The organism is Ilumatobacter sp., from assembly GCF_046290335.1.
Lineage (GTDB): Bacteria > Actinomycetota > Acidimicrobiia > Acidimicrobiales > Ilumatobacteraceae > Ilumatobacter_A.
Genome location: NZ_JBKAGH010000002.1, coordinates 255,390 through 272,668 on the forward strand (window position 1 = coordinate 255,390; position 17,279 = coordinate 272,668).

The window sequence follows — 17,279 nt, forward strand, 5'->3', positions numbered from 1 at the left end:
CGGCGGAGGGTTCCGGTGATGATGCCGATGATGGGGGCGGTGATGAGAATGGTGGGGTTGATAGTCGGTGGCCCGACACGGCCATCTCGACGGGCAAACAGCGTTCCTTCAAAGGTCATCATCCCGCTTCTGCATCGACGTCGAGTCCGCGGTCAGCAGCGAGCGAGGTCGCCACGTCTGCAAATACGGACTGTTGGACTGCGTAGAGCGCTTGAGTACATGGCAGCAAGTCAGTCGCCAGTCTCCGCTCGCGGTCTTGGGCAGAGGCAAGGTCCTCGGGCGGTCTTGACCTGGCTTCCTCACTCAGCTTTGCGACTACTGCATCAAGCGACTCTGCCACCACGCCAAGGTCAGCCGCGCATGCCGACCACTCAATGCTCGCTCGCTTGACACGATCGTCGGTAGCGGTGATTTCGGAGGCATCTCCGAGTACTGACATCAACTCGACAACGCCAAGCTGCTCATACGCGGTGTCACGACTGCCTGCCGCGCACTCATCGACGGTGCTGTACCAAGCGCTCGCTTCCGATTCGCTCATCGTGCCCAGCGCGTCAGCGTTGGGGTCATCGACAATGGTCAGAGCCGGAAACGGATCGGTAGAGATGCCAAACCCATATTTTGCGGCGTCCGCTGGGTCGGTCAAACTGAAAGCGCTACCGCTGTTTGCGCCGGTGTAGCCGACGGGCGAATAATCGAACCCCGCAAGTTCCATGCACCGGCCGATGACAGCCTGCTCGGCATCGAACACCACCTTGTCGAGCCGGGTGCGATCCGACTGTGTGAGTGTTCCGCGTATGTCGGCGGCCACCCACCCGTAAGGGTCAGAGGTATCGACTGCCGAGTCGTTGCTGCATCCGGCAATGGTGAGTGCAGCAACGACGAACGGCGCCCACTGGTTCAGGAACCCACCTGCCAGCCCCAGTTGTAGATGCCTTGGCCTGTCGGGCAGTTCCTTGTGCTGGTCTGGCTCAGCGTCCTCCAGCTCGCGCCACCGGCGGTTTTGCAACGGTTGACGGCCCGGCTGTGACAGTTCGGTCCCGTCGCCGTGGTCAAGGTCGAGTTCGATGAGGCCAAGAAGGCCTGCCCCGTGGCAGTCCCGCATCCGGTTCACGGTGTGATCGCACCGGCGCCAGCCGACACCGCAACTCCACTCAGGAGTCCGATGGCTGCCGCTGCTGCGATCCGACGAAATGCCTTGGTCATGGCTGTTCCTCCAATACGTCCAGGCGTGGCCGATTCGCCACATCAACAAAGTGTCCGCATGCCTCCGCTCGTTACAACGGGCCGGGCTGGAGCTGTCGGCCAACTCCGCCGAGCATCCCACGACGATCCGCCGCCTCCTCCACGTCGCCGCCAACATCCCCCGACTGGCGTGATCACCACTGACCATGAACCCACCTAGTCATCGAGGCCATTTACCGGGTCCGCACCACGTTCCGAACACTCGCTGTGCCGCGGCCCCAACGCCCAAGCAGCCCCGAAAGCTCCGGGCCAAGGACGGCCGTGCCGTCTGGCCGTTGTCAAGATCGCTCAGTCGAGGTATCCCTCGTACTGATCGACCTGCGACAGAAGAGATTCCCGTACCTTTTGCACGAGTCCTTGATCCTGGTCGATCTCGATCGACCAGTAGTGCTTTAGTGCGCCGCTCAGCACCGCATTGAACGGGGTGCTGCATGCGAGGAAGGCTCCCTCTCGTGGCTTCAGTACCTCGAGCTCCGCGCCAGCAGTCTCGCGGCTGACCGCACCGCTCTTGTACTGCTGAAGGATGGTCTGCACCTCCTGCTGCAGCACAGACTCAGGCTCAACGGGTAACCCGTCCGGTCCCGTTGCGCCACCGAATCCTGTCGATGCGATGCACTCCTGCCTTGCACGTTCGGCCTCAATGACAGCGCTATCGCCCTCAACCTCTGCCACCACGTCCTGGTTGAGCTGGTCCAGCAAGTCGAGCCACACCATGTTCGGGTTGGGTAGTTCCTCTGATGCGCTGTTGAAGCATTCCACCCAGATTGCATGGGTGACCTGGTCGTTGATGATCGGCTCCTCTGGCTGTGCGGTACTGAGGTACTGAATCGCGTAGGTGACTGGTCGATCCGCATCTACGTCCGCGGACTGGCGTTGCCCTTGGTAGATCCTGAGGGCGACTGAACCATCGGCGCCGCGATCATCCATGCATTGGCCGGCGACATCAGCCCGAGCGGCCTCGACGGCCCAGAAAACCTCGCCGGTGTCGTATCCCGCGATGAACTCGCCGATGCTCTCATCGTCAGTCTCGTCCGGTGACGTCGCCATGACCGGGTCCTCGGGGCGCGCCTCCTCAGGAGGCGCTTCGCTTGAAGCTTCCGACGGCAACTCCTGGCCGCCGTCGCACGAAACCACGGTAGCGAGAGCAGACGCCGCGGCGAGAATGCCCACTTTCAGGTTCTTCATGGCGTTCCTCCCGTTGGAACCGGCGTTGTTGCCGGCAAGGAACAGTGTCCGTGAACACCCTTCCGTTACAGCCGCTACACGAGCCGATCATCGCCTCCGCAGCACATGATCGTCGGTGTGATCGCCATCGCTGTCGGGCCGCGCGATGCACCTCAGCCTCTGACGCGACGCCACCCGACTCACCCCGACGGTGGATGACACCTCCCGTCCGTCGGGCAGATGCCGCGCCACAAATCCGACGTGACAGAACACTCTGCTCCATCGGGCAACGAGCGATCGACGAGCAATGTATCGCCGAGGACCTGCTTGGAGATCGCGACTCACGAGAGTACGCAAGCGACTGAGGACGGGTCATCGGCCGGAGGGCCGCCGTTAGTTCTCCCAACCCATTGGCTTGCGGGTGGCGGCTACGCACCCAGGTCGGCTCCGAAAATCTGTAATCGCTGTGCAGTCTTGGACACTCCTCAATATCGGCGCCAATGCCGTACATCAACACGAGGAGAAATCATGAAGAACACACCCGGCTGGCGTTGCATCATCGGCCCGTACTCGGTCTAGGGGTGCGCTCGGTGAGGTCTGGCTGGCCCGTTGCGACCGTCCGCTCGTGTGGACCGTCGCGACGGAGTCACACGCGACAGAGAAGGCCATCACGAGGCCATGGCGATGACTCTCTGAGCATGAAGAATCGGCTGATCGCACGAAGCCGGCGAGTCGGTTGGCCAGGAGTCGCCGCCATAGTCCTTTCCGTGTCCGCGTGCGGCGGGGAAGCTGGGGACGCTCGCGATCCGTTGCCACCCCGTGATCAGATTGCGTCGACGTCCTCGACAGCGTCCGGACTTGAAACAACCACGTCAAGTGCAGACGCCCCAGAATCAAGGTCCGAGGTACCGCCTGGCGTGGAGGCACTGCCCGGGTCGGATCAGAACGAGCAGCTCATCGACCTAGTCATCGCCCTGCTCGGCGTGGCCGATCCGAAAGACGCTGTCAGCGCGTTCGCCCCGACACCAGACCAGCAAGAGGTCAAGGAATGCGTGCAAGCGGCTGGATTTGAGTTCTTCATTTACGTCCCCCTCGCCAACGACCCGAGCGTCACCATGCCTGCGGATGACTACGCAACGACATGGGGACTCGGGATCACTGCTCAGGCCCTCGGTACTTACCCGCAGCCATCAACGGAGGATATCGACTACCTCGCGACGCTGTCGGAAGGTCAGCGTGAGGCGTACGAAGCAGTTGTCGATGAGTGTGTCGATGCCGTTGGTTTCGACCGGAGCCGCAATCCTGCAATCCAGTCTGCCGCGGAGCAGTTTCGGGGCACCTTGACCGTCGACCCTCGCCTGCAGTCCGCGACGGAAACCTGGAGCCGTTGCATGTCGACGATGGGATACGACTACGCATCGCCGGACGCAATGCGCCAGGATTTCTACTCAGCCGTCGTGGATCCCGACGTCGACCTTGAAGCGGTTTTCGAGCTGGAGGTTCAGACGAGCCTCTCCAATCTGACATGCGAGCCGGCGTATCGCACGGTCTACAGAGACCTCGTGGTTGAACGGTTCGGCGACTTCTTCGACATTCTCGATGATCCGTTGCCGCCGGGTGACGGAGCGAACGGCTAGCGGTACTCCGTTGGTGATCCGACGCAACGTCGAGCGGACGCCCATGGTTTATGGTCGGGTGGTACCTGGCTGACGACATCTACTGGCGTGCTTCGAAGCATGCCGTTGACGCCTCGCAGCGCACCGGGTCCAACTGCGCAAACACGCAGCTCGGATGGTGTTCGTGTCTCATCGGCTCGTGGGGTCGAGACCGCCGTGTTGGTCGCGTGGAACATTGGGGCTTCGCTTCGGGTATCGCCAAGACCGGCCGAAGGGCTGCCCGGTTTCGGAGTTCTGTAATCGAACGCGTTGGGCGGACACTGGTGGTTGATGGTCGGGGTGGTGCCTGAATCGACGAAGCCTTCGGCAGCGTCGAGGATCACCTTCACGGTCATCGTTCAACTCCGATTACACGACCGGGAGGGCTGATTTATGAGTCGGTTCATGATGTACAAATTCGCCGTGGTGTTGGCCGCCGTGGCGGTTGCTGGCGCCGGGCCGAGCGGGCTCGTGGAGGCGACGCCTCCGGACCAGGCGGGGGATCCGTCGCAGGCGGTGCTTGAGGGTCGGGTCGTCGATCTTGCTGACGGCTGGGGTTCAGCGGGTGCGTGTGCAGAGCTCGGTGAGCGTGTGGAGTGTTACCGGACGGAGCCCGAGCTTCTGGCTGCTCACCCTGCGTTGGTCGCTGGCGTTGCGTTCGGTGTTGACTCCAGGATGGTGGCGGCGAGTTCGTGTTCGTCGTCGCTTCGTTTGTATCGGTCGACGGGGTATGGCGGTAGTGCGCTCTATCTGACGACACGCTCGGTGGTCCAGAACTTGTCGTCGTTTGGATTCGACAACGACACCAGCAGTTACCGAGTGGGGGCGTGTTCGGCGGCGTTCTACTCGGGTGCGAACCTGGCAGGGTCGCAGTATCCGGGCTCGACCGGCGCGAACGCCTCGGCGTCGTTGATGGCTGGTGGGTGGGACAACGTGGTGTCGTCGGTCATCATTTTCTGATCGACGACCACTTCGTGCGGGGCCTTTGGCGTGCCACCTGGCTGTAATCCCTCTCTCCCTGTGGACACCTCTACCGTGAGCGGTGTGCACGCCGACGGTGACGCTGAGAGGAGGGCGCGATTTGAGGAAGTGTTCCGCGCCCATCATCGGTCGGTGGCGCGCTTTGTCGCCGCCCGTTATCCAACGGTCGACGGAGGTGACCTGGTGGCGTTGACGTTCGAGGTGGCGTGGCGGCGCCTCGATGACGCTCCGCTCGACGCGGTGCGTGGCTGGTTGTTCGGCATCGCCCGGAACCATGCCCGCAACGCCATCCGCCGTCGCGGTCGTCAACGTGTGTTGGGCGATGTGTTGGCCAACGAACCGGTTCGCAGGGTGGCCTGGTTGCATGACGATCGTTTGCCGGTGGAGACAGCGGAGCGGCTCGCCGCAGCGTTGGGCCAGTTGTCGGAGAGTGATCGGGACGTGATCGAGTTGGCGGCGTTCGAGGGTCTGAGCGGCGCGGATCTCGGCGCGGCGTTGGGTGTGTCGGCTGGGGCTGCGAGCGTTCGGCTGCATCGTGCCCGTGGTCGGCTCGGCGATTTGTTCGAGGCGGGACGATGACTGGCCAGGATCCCTTTGAGCTGCTGGTGTCGCTGCGCAGCGACGACACCGATGACTACATCAAGCCGGGTGACGACCCGACCGCGGACGCCCTACTGAAGCGGATCATGGACGGCACAATGGTCGCATCGCCGATGCTCCGTCCGGGCCGTCGACGTCGCCGGGTCGTTGCCGGCGCGGTAGCGGGTGTGCTGGTGGCGTCGGGGGCGGTGGCGGCGGCCGCGGTGTGGTTGGATCAGCCGGCGGACCCGGCCACGTTGTCGTGCTACTCCGAGGCGTCGTTGGATCCCGAAGTACAAGTCGGCCTGCCGATCGATGCCGAGTTGACACCAGTTGAGCAATGCGCAACCTTGTGGAGCGATGGCACGCTCGCCTCAGGCGACGCTCCACCGCTGACGGCGTGTGTCACTTCTGACGGGATCACGGCGGTCATCCCGGGCGATGACGGGACGTGCACCTCTCTGGGTCTGGCCCGCCGCGATCCCGGCGTCGATCCGGGTGAAACGGTGGCGGCGCGAGTCGTGTCGACGATTTCGGACCAGTACCCGACCGACTGCGTCGACTCTGTCGACCAGGCGGTGGCGATCGTGGAGGAGATTCTTGCCGACGTCGAAGCTGACGGATGGGAGATCCGCCCTACGGGCGCAATCAGCGACGAGCGGCCGTGTGCGTACGCCGCTGTCGATGCCTCGACGCAAGTCGTGTTGATCGTGACCGCGGCCGGAGCACCGTGATCAGGCGATGTCATCTCGGTGACCCCGCGGCGGCGAGCGGTCGGGGTGGTGACTCGACGCCCGCAGCCGCGAGGTCGTGGCGTCGCCGCGGCGACACCACGAATGTTAAGTGTCCGCGCGGCCCGGCCGGCTACACGGAGCCTCGACGAAACATTGTGGCTCGAAGGTGTGTGACCAAGTTCGACGCAAGCGAGGCGAGATGATCGACGCCGAGACCGGTACGACCCCGGTGACGGATGCTGCGACCGCCAACGTCGACGAACCCCACCTGCCGTTCTCGACATCATCGAGGGTTCGTCGGTGGGGTTCGAGTAGCACATTGTGGTTGGTGGCGGTCGTCGCGTTGTGCGCGGGCGCTGCTGGTGCGTGGTGGTTGGCGTCGTCGTCGCAGTCGCCCGAGCAGGCCGCTGCGCGTGCCGATGCACCGATGTCGTCGTGGGTTACGGCGACGGTGGAGCGGCGGGTGCTGTCGGCAACGGTGATCCAGCGCGGTGACGTGGCCGCTGAGGTGTCGGTGGCGGTGGAGCCGCCGGTCTCGGTGGAGTCTCCGGCGGTGGTGACCATCGCACCGCCGCCGGTCGGCGGAGAGGTCGTCGAAGGCGACGTCGTCGTGGAGGTATCCGGCCGGCCGGTGTTCGTGCTCGACGGAACTGCTCCGATGTATCGCTCACTGCGGCCAGGGATGAGCGGTGCCGATGTTGTTCAGCTTCAGGTGGCGCTTGCCCGATTGGGGTACGAACCAGACGCTGATGGGGTGTTCGGTGAGGCGACGAAGGCGGCGGTGACTACCTGGTACGGCGACGCCGGGTATGAACCGGTCGCGGCGTTCGACACCGCCGCAGCGGACACGGCGTCGGCCAATCAGTCGGTGGATGACGCAACGGTCGCCCTCGACGTGGCGGCGGCGGCTCTCAGGCAGGCCCAGCAAGGAGCGTCGACGTTGGAGGTGACCCAGGCCGAGGCTGCGGTCGATCAGGCCGAGCGGAGCCTCGGCGAGGCGCGTGCGCAGCGGGTCAACGAGGTGCGCTTGGGTGAGGAGACCTACAACGCGGCGATCCGCGAACGGGATCGCTTGGCACAGAACCCGGAAACTACACCGAGCGAGTTGGAGGCGGCAGAGCTGCAGATCCTTCAAGCCGCCGCCCAGCTCGACTCAACGCGGCGCTCGACGGCGGACGCTGTGACTTCAGCGGAAGAGGCGCTGCTGATCGCCACGCTCTCGCGTGACACGCTGCTTGCGCCTGCTGACCTGACCGAACTCCAACGAGGCGTGGACAGCGCGTCGGGGGCCCAGGCGCAGGCACAGGCGGCGTTGGCGGCGGTGATGTCGCAGAACGGGCCCACCATTCCGCTCGGTGAGGCCCTCTTCGTGCCGCAGTTGCCGGCCAGAGTGCGCACATCCGCAGGCACGAATTTCGATCCGGCCGGCGACACGGGCGACGGCGGGTCGGGGCCCCTGGTGGAGCTCGCTGGCGGCCGGTTGGTCGTGACCACATCGATGCGCCCAGGTGATGTCGACCTTGTCCGCGTCGGGATGCCGGTGTCCCTGCTCGATGAGACCACCTCGACCGAATATCCAGCGACGATTACCTCAATCGTGAAGGATCCGGTTCCCGGGCCGGACGGACAGCTCGTCCACCCCGCCGTGATCACCCCCGACGCCCCGCTGCCCGACGGTCTGGTCGGCGCCAATCTGCGTGTCACGATCACCGCAGCGTCGACCGAGGACCAGGCACTCGTGGTGCCGTTGGCCGCGGTCACCTCCGCCGCCGACGGCACGACACGCGTGTCGCTCGTCGACTCGGTGAACGACGAAAACCCGATCGACGTCGTCGTCGACGCCGGGCTGTCAGCCGACGGCTTCGTGGCCATCGTCCCCGTGACGCCCGAGGCGGTAAGCGTCGACGATCTCGTGGTGGTCGGCCGGTGAACGCTCGACCACCAGCAGTGTCGGTGCGCGGACTCGAGCGACGCTACGCCGGGCCACCCGACGTCGTTGCGCTGCATCCGTGCGAGTTCGACGTCGACCACGGCGATTTCGTGGCGATCACCGGGCCGTCTGGTTCAGGCAAGACCACCTTGTTGTCGCTGCTCGGCCTCCTCGACACCCCGAGCGCTGGCAGCTACCTGCTCGACGGTGCCGACACCGCGTCGCTCACCGATCGGCAACGCACGGCGTTACGCGCCTACCGGATCGGATTCGTATTCCAAGCGTTCCATCTCGTCGGCTACCGCAGCGTTACCGACAACGTCGAGCTCGGGCTCACCTACCAAGGCGTCAACCGTCGACACCGCCGCCGCGCCGCGCTCGAGGTCATCGACCAAGTCGGGCTGACCCATCGACGCGACGCATCGTGCACCACCCTGTCAGGAGGCGAGAAGCAACGAGTCGCAATCGCACGCAGCCTCATCCGTCATCCGACGTTGATGTTGTGCGACGAACCAACCGGCAACTTGGACACCGCCACCAGCAACCAGGTGCTCGACCTCATCGAACAAGTCCACCTCCACGGCGTCACGATCGTCATGATCACCCACGACCCCGACGTCGCCGCCCGAGCGACCCGCCGTCTCACGATCACCGACGGCGTCGTCGCCGAACCAAGCCCACTGATCGCATGACGAGGCAAACCGTGCCACGCTCCCGACTGAGCTGGGTGGACACGATCTCAGAAGCCGCCGCCGCGATCGCTCAACGACCCGTCCGGACGCTACTGACCGCCCTTGGCACCATTCTCGGTGTCGCCGCGTTCGTCACCACGACCGGCCTCGCAGACACCGCCCGCGCCCAGGTCTCGGCCCGTTTCGACGCTCTCAAAGCCACCGAGGTCCGTATCCAAGACGCAGCCCCCGACGGCACCAACCCGTTCCCCAGCGACGTCGACGCCCGCCTCGAAGCGCTCAACGGCATCAACCACGCCGGGCTGACCTACCCCGTCGACGACACCATCGCCCTACAACCGCGCAACACTGCCACCCGACCCACCGGCAACTACCAGCCGATCCCGATCACCGCCGCCACCCCCGGAGCCATGAGCGCGGCCCTCCCCGAACTATCCGCCGGCCGCCTCTACGACCAGTTCCACCAACAACGCGCCGAACGCGTCGCCGTGCTCGGCCGCGTCGCCGCCGACCAGCTCGGCGTCACCCGCGTCGACAACCAGCCCGCCGTGTTCATCGGCGACACCGCCTACACCGTCATCGGCATCATCGACGATGTCTCCCGAAACCCTGACCTCCTTCTGTCGATCACCATCCCCACCAGCACCGAACACCGCGACATCGGCACCGCGTCGCCCGCCTACGAAGTTCTCATCGACACCCAACCCGGAGCAGCGCCGCTCGCGGGCCGCCAAGCACCCCTCGCTCTGCGCCCACAACAACCCGAACGCCTCCAAGCACTCGTCCCGCCAGACCCCCAAACCCTGCGTAACAATGTCGAAAGCGATGTCACCGGCCTCTACTACGCCCTCGCGACCCTTGCGCTCCTCATCGGCACCATCGCCATCGCCAACGCAACCCTGCTCAACACCATCGAACGCCGACCCGAGATCGGACTCCGACGCGCTCTCGGCGCCACCCGCGCCCACATAGTCCGCCAGATCACCCTCGAAGCCGCAGCCATCGGAACCATTGCCGGCATCGCCGGCACCGCCATCGCGGTCTACGCAATCGCCGCCATCTCACACCAACGCCAATGGACCGCCACCATCAACCCGACCATCACCCTCATCGCACCCCTCATCGGACTCGCCACAGGCGCCATCGCCGGCATCGCCCCCGCACTCAAAGCCGCCCAAACCCCACCTGCGGTCACCCTACGAACCTGAGCAGCATCCACCCCATTGAGTTGAGCCTGCGCGCCACGCTTCATCCCCAAGATCGGCCCGCTCATGGAGGCTGAATCACCCTGGGAGGGTCTGTGAAGACCGAAGTGCTCGCCCTCACCTCGCTTCCGCGGGCGCACTGGCAGAAGATCTGGTCGACGAACCCGCTCGAGCGGATCAACAAAGAGATCAAGCGTCGGTCCCGTCTCGTTGGGATCTTCCCGAACGAGGCGGCCGTGATCCGACTCGTCGGCGCCCGAGCTGGCCGACATGCACGACGAATGGCAAGCCGGCGACCGTCGCTACCCCTCCGAAGTCTCTATGGAGCGGCTCTACCCCGAGCGCGAAACTGACCTCAGCGCCGAACTCAAGAGCGGCGACGAACACCGAGGATCAACCTCGAAGCCACATCATTCCGCGGGGCGCGGCCCCATAGGAAGGGGGGAATCCGCTCTACAAGGGCCGCTCGACACCTAAACCGTTGATCTGAACGTGCTCAAGCAATCGATCGACATAGCCCGCCTTGGCTGATTTGACTGCGTCGACGACGCCTTGATTCTCAGCGATCCACCGTTCGGATGCGTCAAGTTCCAGCAAGCCGAGCGTCTGTTCGTACGCCACCGCTGCTTGGCAATTCAGGTCCGCAAGACGCGTATCCACCTGCTCCTGAGTCAATTGCACGCCGACGAACTTCGTCAGGGCGTCGGCGGGCTTGGAGAGAAAGTAGCCCTGCTCAGTCATGCAGCGAGCCCATGACTCATCGAGAGCCACGTACTCCGGAAGGGACTCCAAGGAGGCAATGACTTCGATCTCCGCGCGCTCCACCGTCGCGTCGAGCTGCTGATACTCACCGTCCACAGGGTCCGTAACGAGAAGTGCTGCATCTCGACATCCGTCGGTGGGGTCGTCCTCGTCACCAACGAACGCGGCGCGATACTGGGTATCGCTTTCGACCTGCGAAACCACCTCTCGTGCAGCAGGTGGGAGCTCTGGCTCAATCGGACTGTATCCGTGAGCGCGCACCTCGTCGATCGTCGCAGGGAGGCGCGGAGCGGCGTTCACAGTCTCGAACGGGGCAATGAAGTAATCGAACCCCGCCTGCGCCATACACCGTTGAGCAATGGTCTGCCACGTCTCGTATACGAACCTCTCTTCGTCGTCGGACAGCCGAAGGTCATCAAGGATCGATGGTGCCCGTGGAGGCTGGGCGACAAGGCGTTGTTCGACACCAGCCGTCCCCACATCGCCGTTGGTCGCCGTAGCCGACGGACTACCCACTTGCGTCCGGTCACTGCCTGATTCGTCAGCCTGACACGCCGCAAGCGCGAGAAGCGGCAACGCGGCGAGCCGGCCGAGATGCCTCAGGGGCACGAGCCAGCGACGCCTCGAAGCGACGAGATGTCGACGGAACTATTGTCGAACCAACCCGGATTTGTATCCGCCACTGACGAGCGCAACACGACGTAGCCAGCATCCCGATAGAAGCAGAGGCGCTTCCAGTACGGTCCCGTGTTCCGATTTCGAATCGAGATGACTCGGTCGTCGACCTTGGTTCCATTGCTGTAGTAGTCGTTGGCGAGGTTGGAGTCGTCCTCGAAGGTGTACGCCTGGGGACTGGGCGTGACATACCCGCTGACGTTCTGCGATGTGACACAACCTGAACCCGCAGCGCACCCCGACAGCACCGCTCCCGCCGGTTGCGGCATGACAACCGAACTGAGCGCTGCGAGGACAGCTATTCCTGGAAGGAGTCGACGAGCGTGCATAGTGGTGGTCTCCGTTCTGAAGGTTGCTGCACCTTTGGTGGCTGTGATCCCAGGCCGGGGCCGGGCTGGTCACTGCAGAGGGGTGTCCGCTCGTCGCCGGTCGTTACACGACAACAAGACACACCCTCAGCGTTCTCCCCCTCGGGACGCGATGAAGGGCCCATCAGACACCGGGCCCCATCCTTCAGGTTGCCCACGATGTCCGCCGGTATTCCGTGCCAGGTCGCGGACACTCTGAGTCGGTACAGGAACGGCCTGCCGGAGATCGCCACCGACGGCTGCAGCCCAACACAGATGGCAACGACCTGTGGTCGACCACACACATAACGCGAACGCCATAACCCGACCTCGGCTCACCGGAGACCAGCACATATCGGCCCAAGTAGCGCACCCGATAATCGCACCGCCCACTACGGTTCGATAGACCCGTACGACGCTTGCGACCGCCCAAGGCATCGTCGCAGGGCAGCGCCACAGGCCTCGTGGCTGTGTGCACTCAACCAAGAATCCAACCAAGAAATCTGCTTGGTTGAGGAGGAATCGGCGGCACTCGACGGAACGGACGACTCACAAAACCCCAGCTCAGAGTACCTGCAGGGCAGTCGGCGAAGCGTCAGGATCTCATTCGTAATGCGTAGGTCGTCGGTTCGATTCCGATTCTGGGCTCTGCGAAACACCCGCTCCAGGGAAGTCGTTCGAGCGCTTCCGAGCACTTCCGAGGAGCTCCCTCCGGGCGAGACGTGAGCGCTGCCCCACCGACCGGCAGGTCGGTGAGCCCATCGTGTCAGGCGTTCGGGACGCGCCCGACTCGTCGTGCGTGGTTGGCATAGGGTCGAGCGATGCCAGAGGGCCGGGCCGTGACGAGCGTGAGCGACAGCTACGACCGGATGGCGCAGCAGTACGTCGACCATGTCGGCCGCGAACTGCAGTATCCGTCGCTCGATCGGGCGGCGTTGCGGTTGTTCGCCGAGTTGGTCGGCCCGGGCGCGAACACGCTCGACGCCGGCTGTGGACCCGGGCATGTCACGGCCTTCCTCGCTGCCACGGGTTCGAGCATCTCGGGCATCGACATCTCGCCGGCGATGATCGAGTTGGCCCGGAGCTCGTTCCCCGAGATCGACTTCCGTATCGGTCGGCTCACGGACCTCTCCGTCGACCGCGGGTCCGTTCAGGGCGTCGTTTCCCGACACTCGATCATCCACACCGACCCACGAGATCTCGACGAGGTCGTCTCCGAGTTCGCTCGCGTGCTGGCTCCGGGCGGCCGGCTGTTCGTGTCGTTCTTCGCGGTGCCCGATGGCGGCCACCATGGCCAGCCCTTCGACCACGCAGTCTGCACGGCCTATCAACTCGATACGTCCGCCGTCTCGGAACTGCTGGCCTCCCACGGCCTCGACGAAGAGATCCGCCTGCTGCGTCAGCCGTGCGCTGACGAACGTCGGATTCCGCACGCCACGCTGATCGCTCGCCGCGTCGACCGAGACTGAACACGACGACGGCAGGGCAGGCCGTCACGGCCCACCGGGGCCAGGCATCAGCAGCGCGCCTCGCAACGCCTCGCAGGCGTGGCAGACTCGAATCGTGCGAGCGGCCGATCCTCAGAACGTCGAACGATGCGACGTCGAACGATGCGACGTCGCCGATGGGCGATCCGGCCGCCGCCCATGACCGAAACCCCGAACCTACGACGACTGATCGGGCGCATATCGGAGCTGCCCGTGTTGCCGTCGGTGCTCGTCGAGTTACTCGTGCTCGACCCGCAGGCCGACTCGTACCCGGATCAGGTCACGGAGTTGATCTCGATCGACCCGGGCTTCTCGCTGCGCGTTCTGCGCGCCGCGAACTCGGCGGACAGTGCGCCGATCGCGCCGATCGTGTCGATCAGCGCGGCCATCGCTCGCATCGGAACGGTCCGTGCCGCTCGCCTCGTCCTCGCCGGCGGCGTCGTGCGAGCGTTCGTCCCGAGGGATGCGTGGGAGCGAAGCCTGTGGCTGCACGCCCTCCAGGTCGGCGCGATGTCCCGCGAACTCGCCCACGCCAATCCTTCGCTCGGCGTCGCGCCCGAGCACGCCTACGCGGCTGGCTTGCTCCATGACGTCGGCCGGTTCATCATGTTTCAAGAGGCGCCGGAGCAACTCCGCGACATCGACGAAGGCGAGTGGGGAGACGCCGCCGGTCTCCTCGAGATCGAGCGCTCCGTATGCGGTATCGACCACTGCCAGGTCGGCGCGATGGCGTGCGAGCGGTGGGGCCTCCCCATACCGCTGATCGCCGCTGTCGAACTCCACCACGGAACACCCGGCGAGCCGCACAGCACCGACCCGCTCGTCAAGGTCGTCCGCGCCGCTGACCTCTCGATGTTCCCTTCGTCGATACCCGGCCAGCCCAGCTTCGCCGAACGGTCCGACGCGGAAGTCGACGCGACGCTCATACCGTCGCTTCCTGCGGGTATCGACCACGATGCCCGCAGCCTTCGCCGACTGATCGATCAGGCCGTGATCGAAGCCGACGCCGCCGCGCGGCATCTTCATCTCGCGGGAGATCTCTGATCAGGAGTCGCGCTCCGGGCAACGGACTCGATGAACGTTCACCGCCGGCGAACAATGACTCGCCAACAGCGAGTGCCGCAGTGCAAGGCTTCGGGCTCCGCCCGTCACGATGCCCTGCGCCACGGAGAAGGAACCGAAGTCAGCACGAAGGAACCTGCTGCCTCGGTGAGATGTCTCCCCGGACCGCCCACCAGGAAGGTCATGGTGCCTGGCACGATGACCTTTGGCACGATGACCTTGAGCCCACCAGGAAGGTCATGGTGCCTGGCACGATGACCTTTCGCGGGGGTCTGGAGTGTCAGAGGGTCCGGGGAGCTCGGACGGAGGTGAGCTGCGTGCCTTCTGCTCGTTCACCGAGCAGCGCTGCAACCCGAGCGGGCGACAGCGTGCCGACTCGCCGTGGGCAGTAGGTCGGCCAGTTGGCGATCCCCGAACCGTCGGGGTCATAGAGCAATCGGCCCACGAGAATCGCTTCGTCGCGATCGTCGCCCACCGTTGCGAGACGAGCTTCGACCGCCGTTGCAGCGTCGTCAGCGGCGCGCACCGCTTCGTCGAGTTGACCGACGACGTCGGCGAATTCGAAGGGCGACGATTGCGCGATTCCCTCGAGCACGAAGACGAGGCGGGGCAGCATGGTCCCCGCGACCGGTGCCCGGAGGTCGAAGACATCTGGCGTCGGATCGGCGACGATGTCACGCCACGCGTCGGCTGCGTCGACACGCAACGCATCGAGATGGTCATAGGCCGCTCGCAAGCGAGTCGCGTCGAGACCGGGAGCTCGTTCGAGCAGCTGGTCGACCGTGAGGCCACAACGCAGCGCGTTGAGCACTGCGGTGATGTCTCGGCGACGGACTTCGGCGGTGCCGGTACCCGCCAGCGCGTCGAGGCTGGCGCGGAATGCGGCCTCCTCACGCGTGGTGGCCGGGCGGCGTGATCCCGCCCAGGGCATCCAGGTCGGGGTCGGAACATGGGCCGACGATGCGTCGTCAGGCCGGTCGGTTGGTGTAGTTGTCGAGGCGATGGCGCCGTCGGTCAAGTAGCTCATCTGGACTCCTCCATGAGTCATCTGGTGCTGTTGCGGACTTCGTGTCGGGGGCACCCTCCTGGTGTCCCCACGTCGAGCGGAAGGTCACTGCATGACGAACTCCGTGAAATAGATCGCGACGACGGCGCCGTCGTACTTCTCGGACACCTTCTCGAGGAGTGCCTCACGAGCCTCGTCGCGTCCTTCGATGGTCGAGAGTTCCTCGATCGATGCGCCGACGAACTGACGAAGCACGAGGTCTGCCGCCGGAGCCGTCTTGAACTCGACCTCCTTGCCATGACCGTCGTCGAGCGACACTTCATGGTCCAGGCCGAGCGAGACGGCGACGCGCAGATAGTGGCCTTCGGCGAGGTTGATGTTGACGGCCTCCATGTCGATGACCTTGCCGACCTCGATCTCGGCTTCCTCATCGGTGGCTTCGGCTTCGGCTTCGGTCTCCTCAGCGGGGGCCGCTCCGCCCATCATGCCGCCGACGAAGTAGCCGGCCCCGAGGAGCACGACACACAGTCCGATGACGACAGGCAGCTTGAGGCCGCCCTTCTTTTCTTCTTCGTCCGATTTTCCGCCGGATGACTTCTTGTCAGGCATTGTGCAAACTTCCTGTTCGCGCCGTGGTTGGCTGTGATGATCTGGTCGACGCTGCGTCGAGCGTCGTGGTGGTGACAGTCCGGCGCACCGAGCTGCAGGCCGGAGGCTCACTCGGATTTCTCCGCGTCCCCAGGCACTCGGAGCTCGGCGGGTCGAGCCGGTGCACGGGCAGCAACAGCACCGGCGCGGCGCCGCCCAGGGGCGACCGCTGCGACACTGTGGGAGCCGGCGCTACGCGGTGGCAAGCACGACGATTTCGACGCGTCGATTGCGGGCGAGTGACTCCGCGTCGCTGCCGTCGGCAATCGGACGGGTGTCGGCGTACCCGGCCGCCGCGACGCGGTCAGCGGGCATCCCCTGCTCCTCGACGAGGTAGCGCAGCACCGACGTCGCGCGGGCCGTTGACAACTCCCAGTTCGACGGATACCGCGCCGTCGAGATCGGCCGCGAGTCGGTGTGGCCTTCGACGATGAGCGAATTCGGGAGCTCGCGTAGCGAGTCGGCGATCACGCCGAGGATGGTGATGCCATCCGGTTGCACCGCAGCTTGGCCTTCGAGGAACAGCACGCTGTCGGACACGATGGTCACGACCAGTCCGCGCGATTCGCGTCGGGCGCCCACCACGGTGTTCAACCCGCTGCCGATCGCGTTCTCGCGAATCGTCCGTTCGACTTCGCTGAGGGGATCCCCCAGCACCTCGCCAGAGTGATCGATCGGATCGAACACGACCGGATCGAGCTCGAAGACCTCTCGATCCCCCGGCGACGGCAATCCATCCGCATTGAGGACCTCATCCTCACCGTTCTCGTTCTGCGAGGCGCCCAACGCGTTCGGGTCGCTCTCGGCACTCATCGGAGCCGGACCGTTGCCTTCGAGGATGCTGATGCCCCCGTTCGCCAACGGGCCGCCACCGGTGCCTTCACCGATGTCGAACGACGAGATGCCGCCACTTCCGCCAAGCTCGCGGCGGAACGATTCAGCAGCGATCTCCGTCTTTTCCTCATTCGTGTCGCCGAGGGCCCACAGCACGAGGAAGAGCGCCATCAGCAGCGTCAAGACGTCGGCGTACGGGATGACCCACGCCTCGTGGTTGACGTGTTCTTCGTGCTCCTCTTCGTGGCCGCGCTTCTTTCCCCGTGATTCGCTCAT

General features: G+C 64.9%; 17 protein-coding genes and 1 pseudogene. 11 read left to right on the forward strand and 7 right to left on the reverse strand.

Going from position 1 to position 17,279, the window contains the following annotated elements:
- Positions 1 to 118: 118 nt before the first annotated feature.
- Complete coding sequence (locus tag ACE37B_RS09635; RefSeq protein WP_409923109.1) at positions 119 to 1,111, reverse strand: hypothetical protein; 993 nt, start codon at positions 1,109 to 1,111, stop codon at positions 119 to 121.
- 79 nt (positions 1,112 to 1,190) lie between these two features.
- Here ACE37B_RS09635 and ACE37B_RS09640 point away from each other — a divergent pair, with 79 nt between their 5' ends.
- Positions 1,191 to 1,376 carry a hypothetical protein gene (locus ACE37B_RS09640; RefSeq protein WP_409923110.1) on the forward strand — a complete coding sequence of 62 codons (186 nt, stop codon included), beginning with the start codon at positions 1,191 to 1,193 and terminating at the stop codon, positions 1,374 to 1,376.
- Positions 1,377 to 1,530: 154 nt separating this feature from the next.
- On the opposite strand, the gene ACE37B_RS09645 is transcribed toward ACE37B_RS09640, so the two are convergent.
- A complete protein-coding gene (locus ACE37B_RS09645) occupies positions 1,531 to 2,427 on the reverse strand; it encodes a hypothetical protein (protein ID WP_409923111.1) in 897 nt (298 codons plus the stop codon).
- 896 nt (positions 2,428 to 3,323) lie between these two features.
- On the opposite strand from ACE37B_RS09645, the gene ACE37B_RS09650 reads away from it, so the two are divergent.
- From ACE37B_RS09650 to ACE37B_RS09685, 8 genes and pseudogenes are all read left to right on the forward strand, one after another.
- A complete protein-coding gene (locus tag ACE37B_RS09650) occupies positions 3,324 to 4,043 on the forward strand; it encodes a hypothetical protein (RefSeq protein ID WP_409923112.1) in 720 nt (239 codons plus the stop codon).
- A 423-nt stretch (positions 4,044 to 4,466) separates the two neighbouring features.
- Positions 4,467 to 5,021, forward strand: a complete 555-nt coding sequence (locus tag ACE37B_RS09655) for a hypothetical protein (RefSeq protein WP_409923113.1) — start codon at positions 4,467 to 4,469, stop codon at positions 5,019 to 5,021.
- Between the two features lie 84 nt (positions 5,022 to 5,105).
- Entirely contained in the window at positions 5,106 to 5,621 is a 516-nt protein-coding gene (locus tag ACE37B_RS09660; protein WP_409923114.1) for an RNA polymerase sigma factor, read from the forward strand.
- A complete protein-coding gene (locus ACE37B_RS09665) occupies positions 5,618 to 6,355 on the forward strand; it encodes a hypothetical protein (protein ID WP_409923115.1) in 738 nt (245 codons plus the stop codon). Before ACE37B_RS09660 ends, ACE37B_RS09665 begins: the two co-directional genes overlap by 4 nt.
- A gap of 199 nt (positions 6,356 to 6,554) precedes the next feature.
- Positions 6,555 to 8,285, forward strand: coding sequence for a peptidoglycan-binding protein (locus tag ACE37B_RS09670; RefSeq protein WP_409923116.1), 1,731 nt, complete (start codon positions 6,555 to 6,557; stop codon positions 8,283 to 8,285).
- Positions 8,282 to 8,977 (forward strand): ABC transporter ATP-binding protein, encoded by a 696-nt coding sequence (locus ACE37B_RS09675; RefSeq protein ID WP_409923117.1) that lies wholly within the window; start codon positions 8,282 to 8,284, stop codon positions 8,975 to 8,977. The genes ACE37B_RS09670 and ACE37B_RS09675 overlap by 4 nt, the downstream gene beginning before the upstream one ends.
- A 35-nt stretch (positions 8,978 to 9,012) precedes the next feature.
- Complete coding sequence (locus ACE37B_RS09680; protein WP_409923118.1) at positions 9,013 to 10,185, forward strand: ABC transporter permease; 1,173 nt, start codon at positions 9,013 to 9,015, stop codon at positions 10,183 to 10,185.
- 110 nt (positions 10,186 to 10,295) lie between these two features.
- Positions 10,296 to 10,515, forward strand: a pseudogene (locus ACE37B_RS09685) (transposase); the annotation flags it as partial.
- Positions 10,516 to 10,635: 120 nt separating this feature from the next.
- Here the strand turns inward: ACE37B_RS09685 and ACE37B_RS09690 are convergent.
- On the reverse strand, positions 10,636 to 11,553 hold the full coding sequence (locus ACE37B_RS09690) for a hypothetical protein (RefSeq protein WP_409923119.1): 918 nt from the start codon (positions 11,551 to 11,553) through the stop codon (positions 10,636 to 10,638).
- On the reverse strand, positions 11,544 to 11,888 hold the full coding sequence (locus tag ACE37B_RS09695; RefSeq protein ID WP_409923120.1) for a hypothetical protein: 345 nt from the start codon (positions 11,886 to 11,888) through the stop codon (positions 11,544 to 11,546). The genes ACE37B_RS09690 and ACE37B_RS09695 overlap by 10 nt, the downstream gene beginning before the upstream one ends.
- An 899-nt stretch (positions 11,889 to 12,787) precedes the next feature.
- On the opposite strand from ACE37B_RS09695, the gene ACE37B_RS09700 reads away from it, so the two are divergent.
- Positions 12,788 to 13,435, forward strand: a complete 648-nt coding sequence (locus ACE37B_RS09700; RefSeq protein ID WP_409923121.1) for a class I SAM-dependent DNA methyltransferase — start codon at positions 12,788 to 12,790, stop codon at positions 13,433 to 13,435.
- A gap of 126 nt (positions 13,436 to 13,561) precedes the next feature.
- Entirely contained in the window at positions 13,562 to 14,497 is a 936-nt protein-coding gene (locus tag ACE37B_RS09705; protein WP_409923122.1) for an HDOD domain-containing protein, read from the forward strand.
- Between the two features lie 298 nt (positions 14,498 to 14,795).
- On the opposite strand, the gene ACE37B_RS09710 is transcribed toward ACE37B_RS09705, so the two are convergent.
- The 3 genes from ACE37B_RS09710 to ACE37B_RS09720 all read right to left on the reverse strand — a co-directional run bounded on the left by ACE37B_RS09710 (position 14,796) and on the right by ACE37B_RS09720 (position 17,279).
- Positions 14,796 to 15,542, reverse strand: a complete 747-nt coding sequence (locus ACE37B_RS09710; protein WP_409923123.1) for a hypothetical protein — start codon at positions 15,540 to 15,542, stop codon at positions 14,796 to 14,798.
- A gap of 84 nt (positions 15,543 to 15,626) precedes the next feature.
- Entirely contained in the window at positions 15,627 to 16,130 is a 504-nt protein-coding gene (gene fliL, locus ACE37B_RS09715) for a flagellar basal body-associated protein FliL (protein WP_409923124.1), read from the reverse strand.
- A 231-nt stretch (positions 16,131 to 16,361) separates the two neighbouring features.
- Positions 16,362 to 17,279: an OmpA family protein gene (locus ACE37B_RS09720; RefSeq protein WP_409923125.1), complete on the reverse strand. Its 918-nt coding sequence runs from the start codon at positions 17,277 to 17,279 to the stop codon at positions 16,362 to 16,364.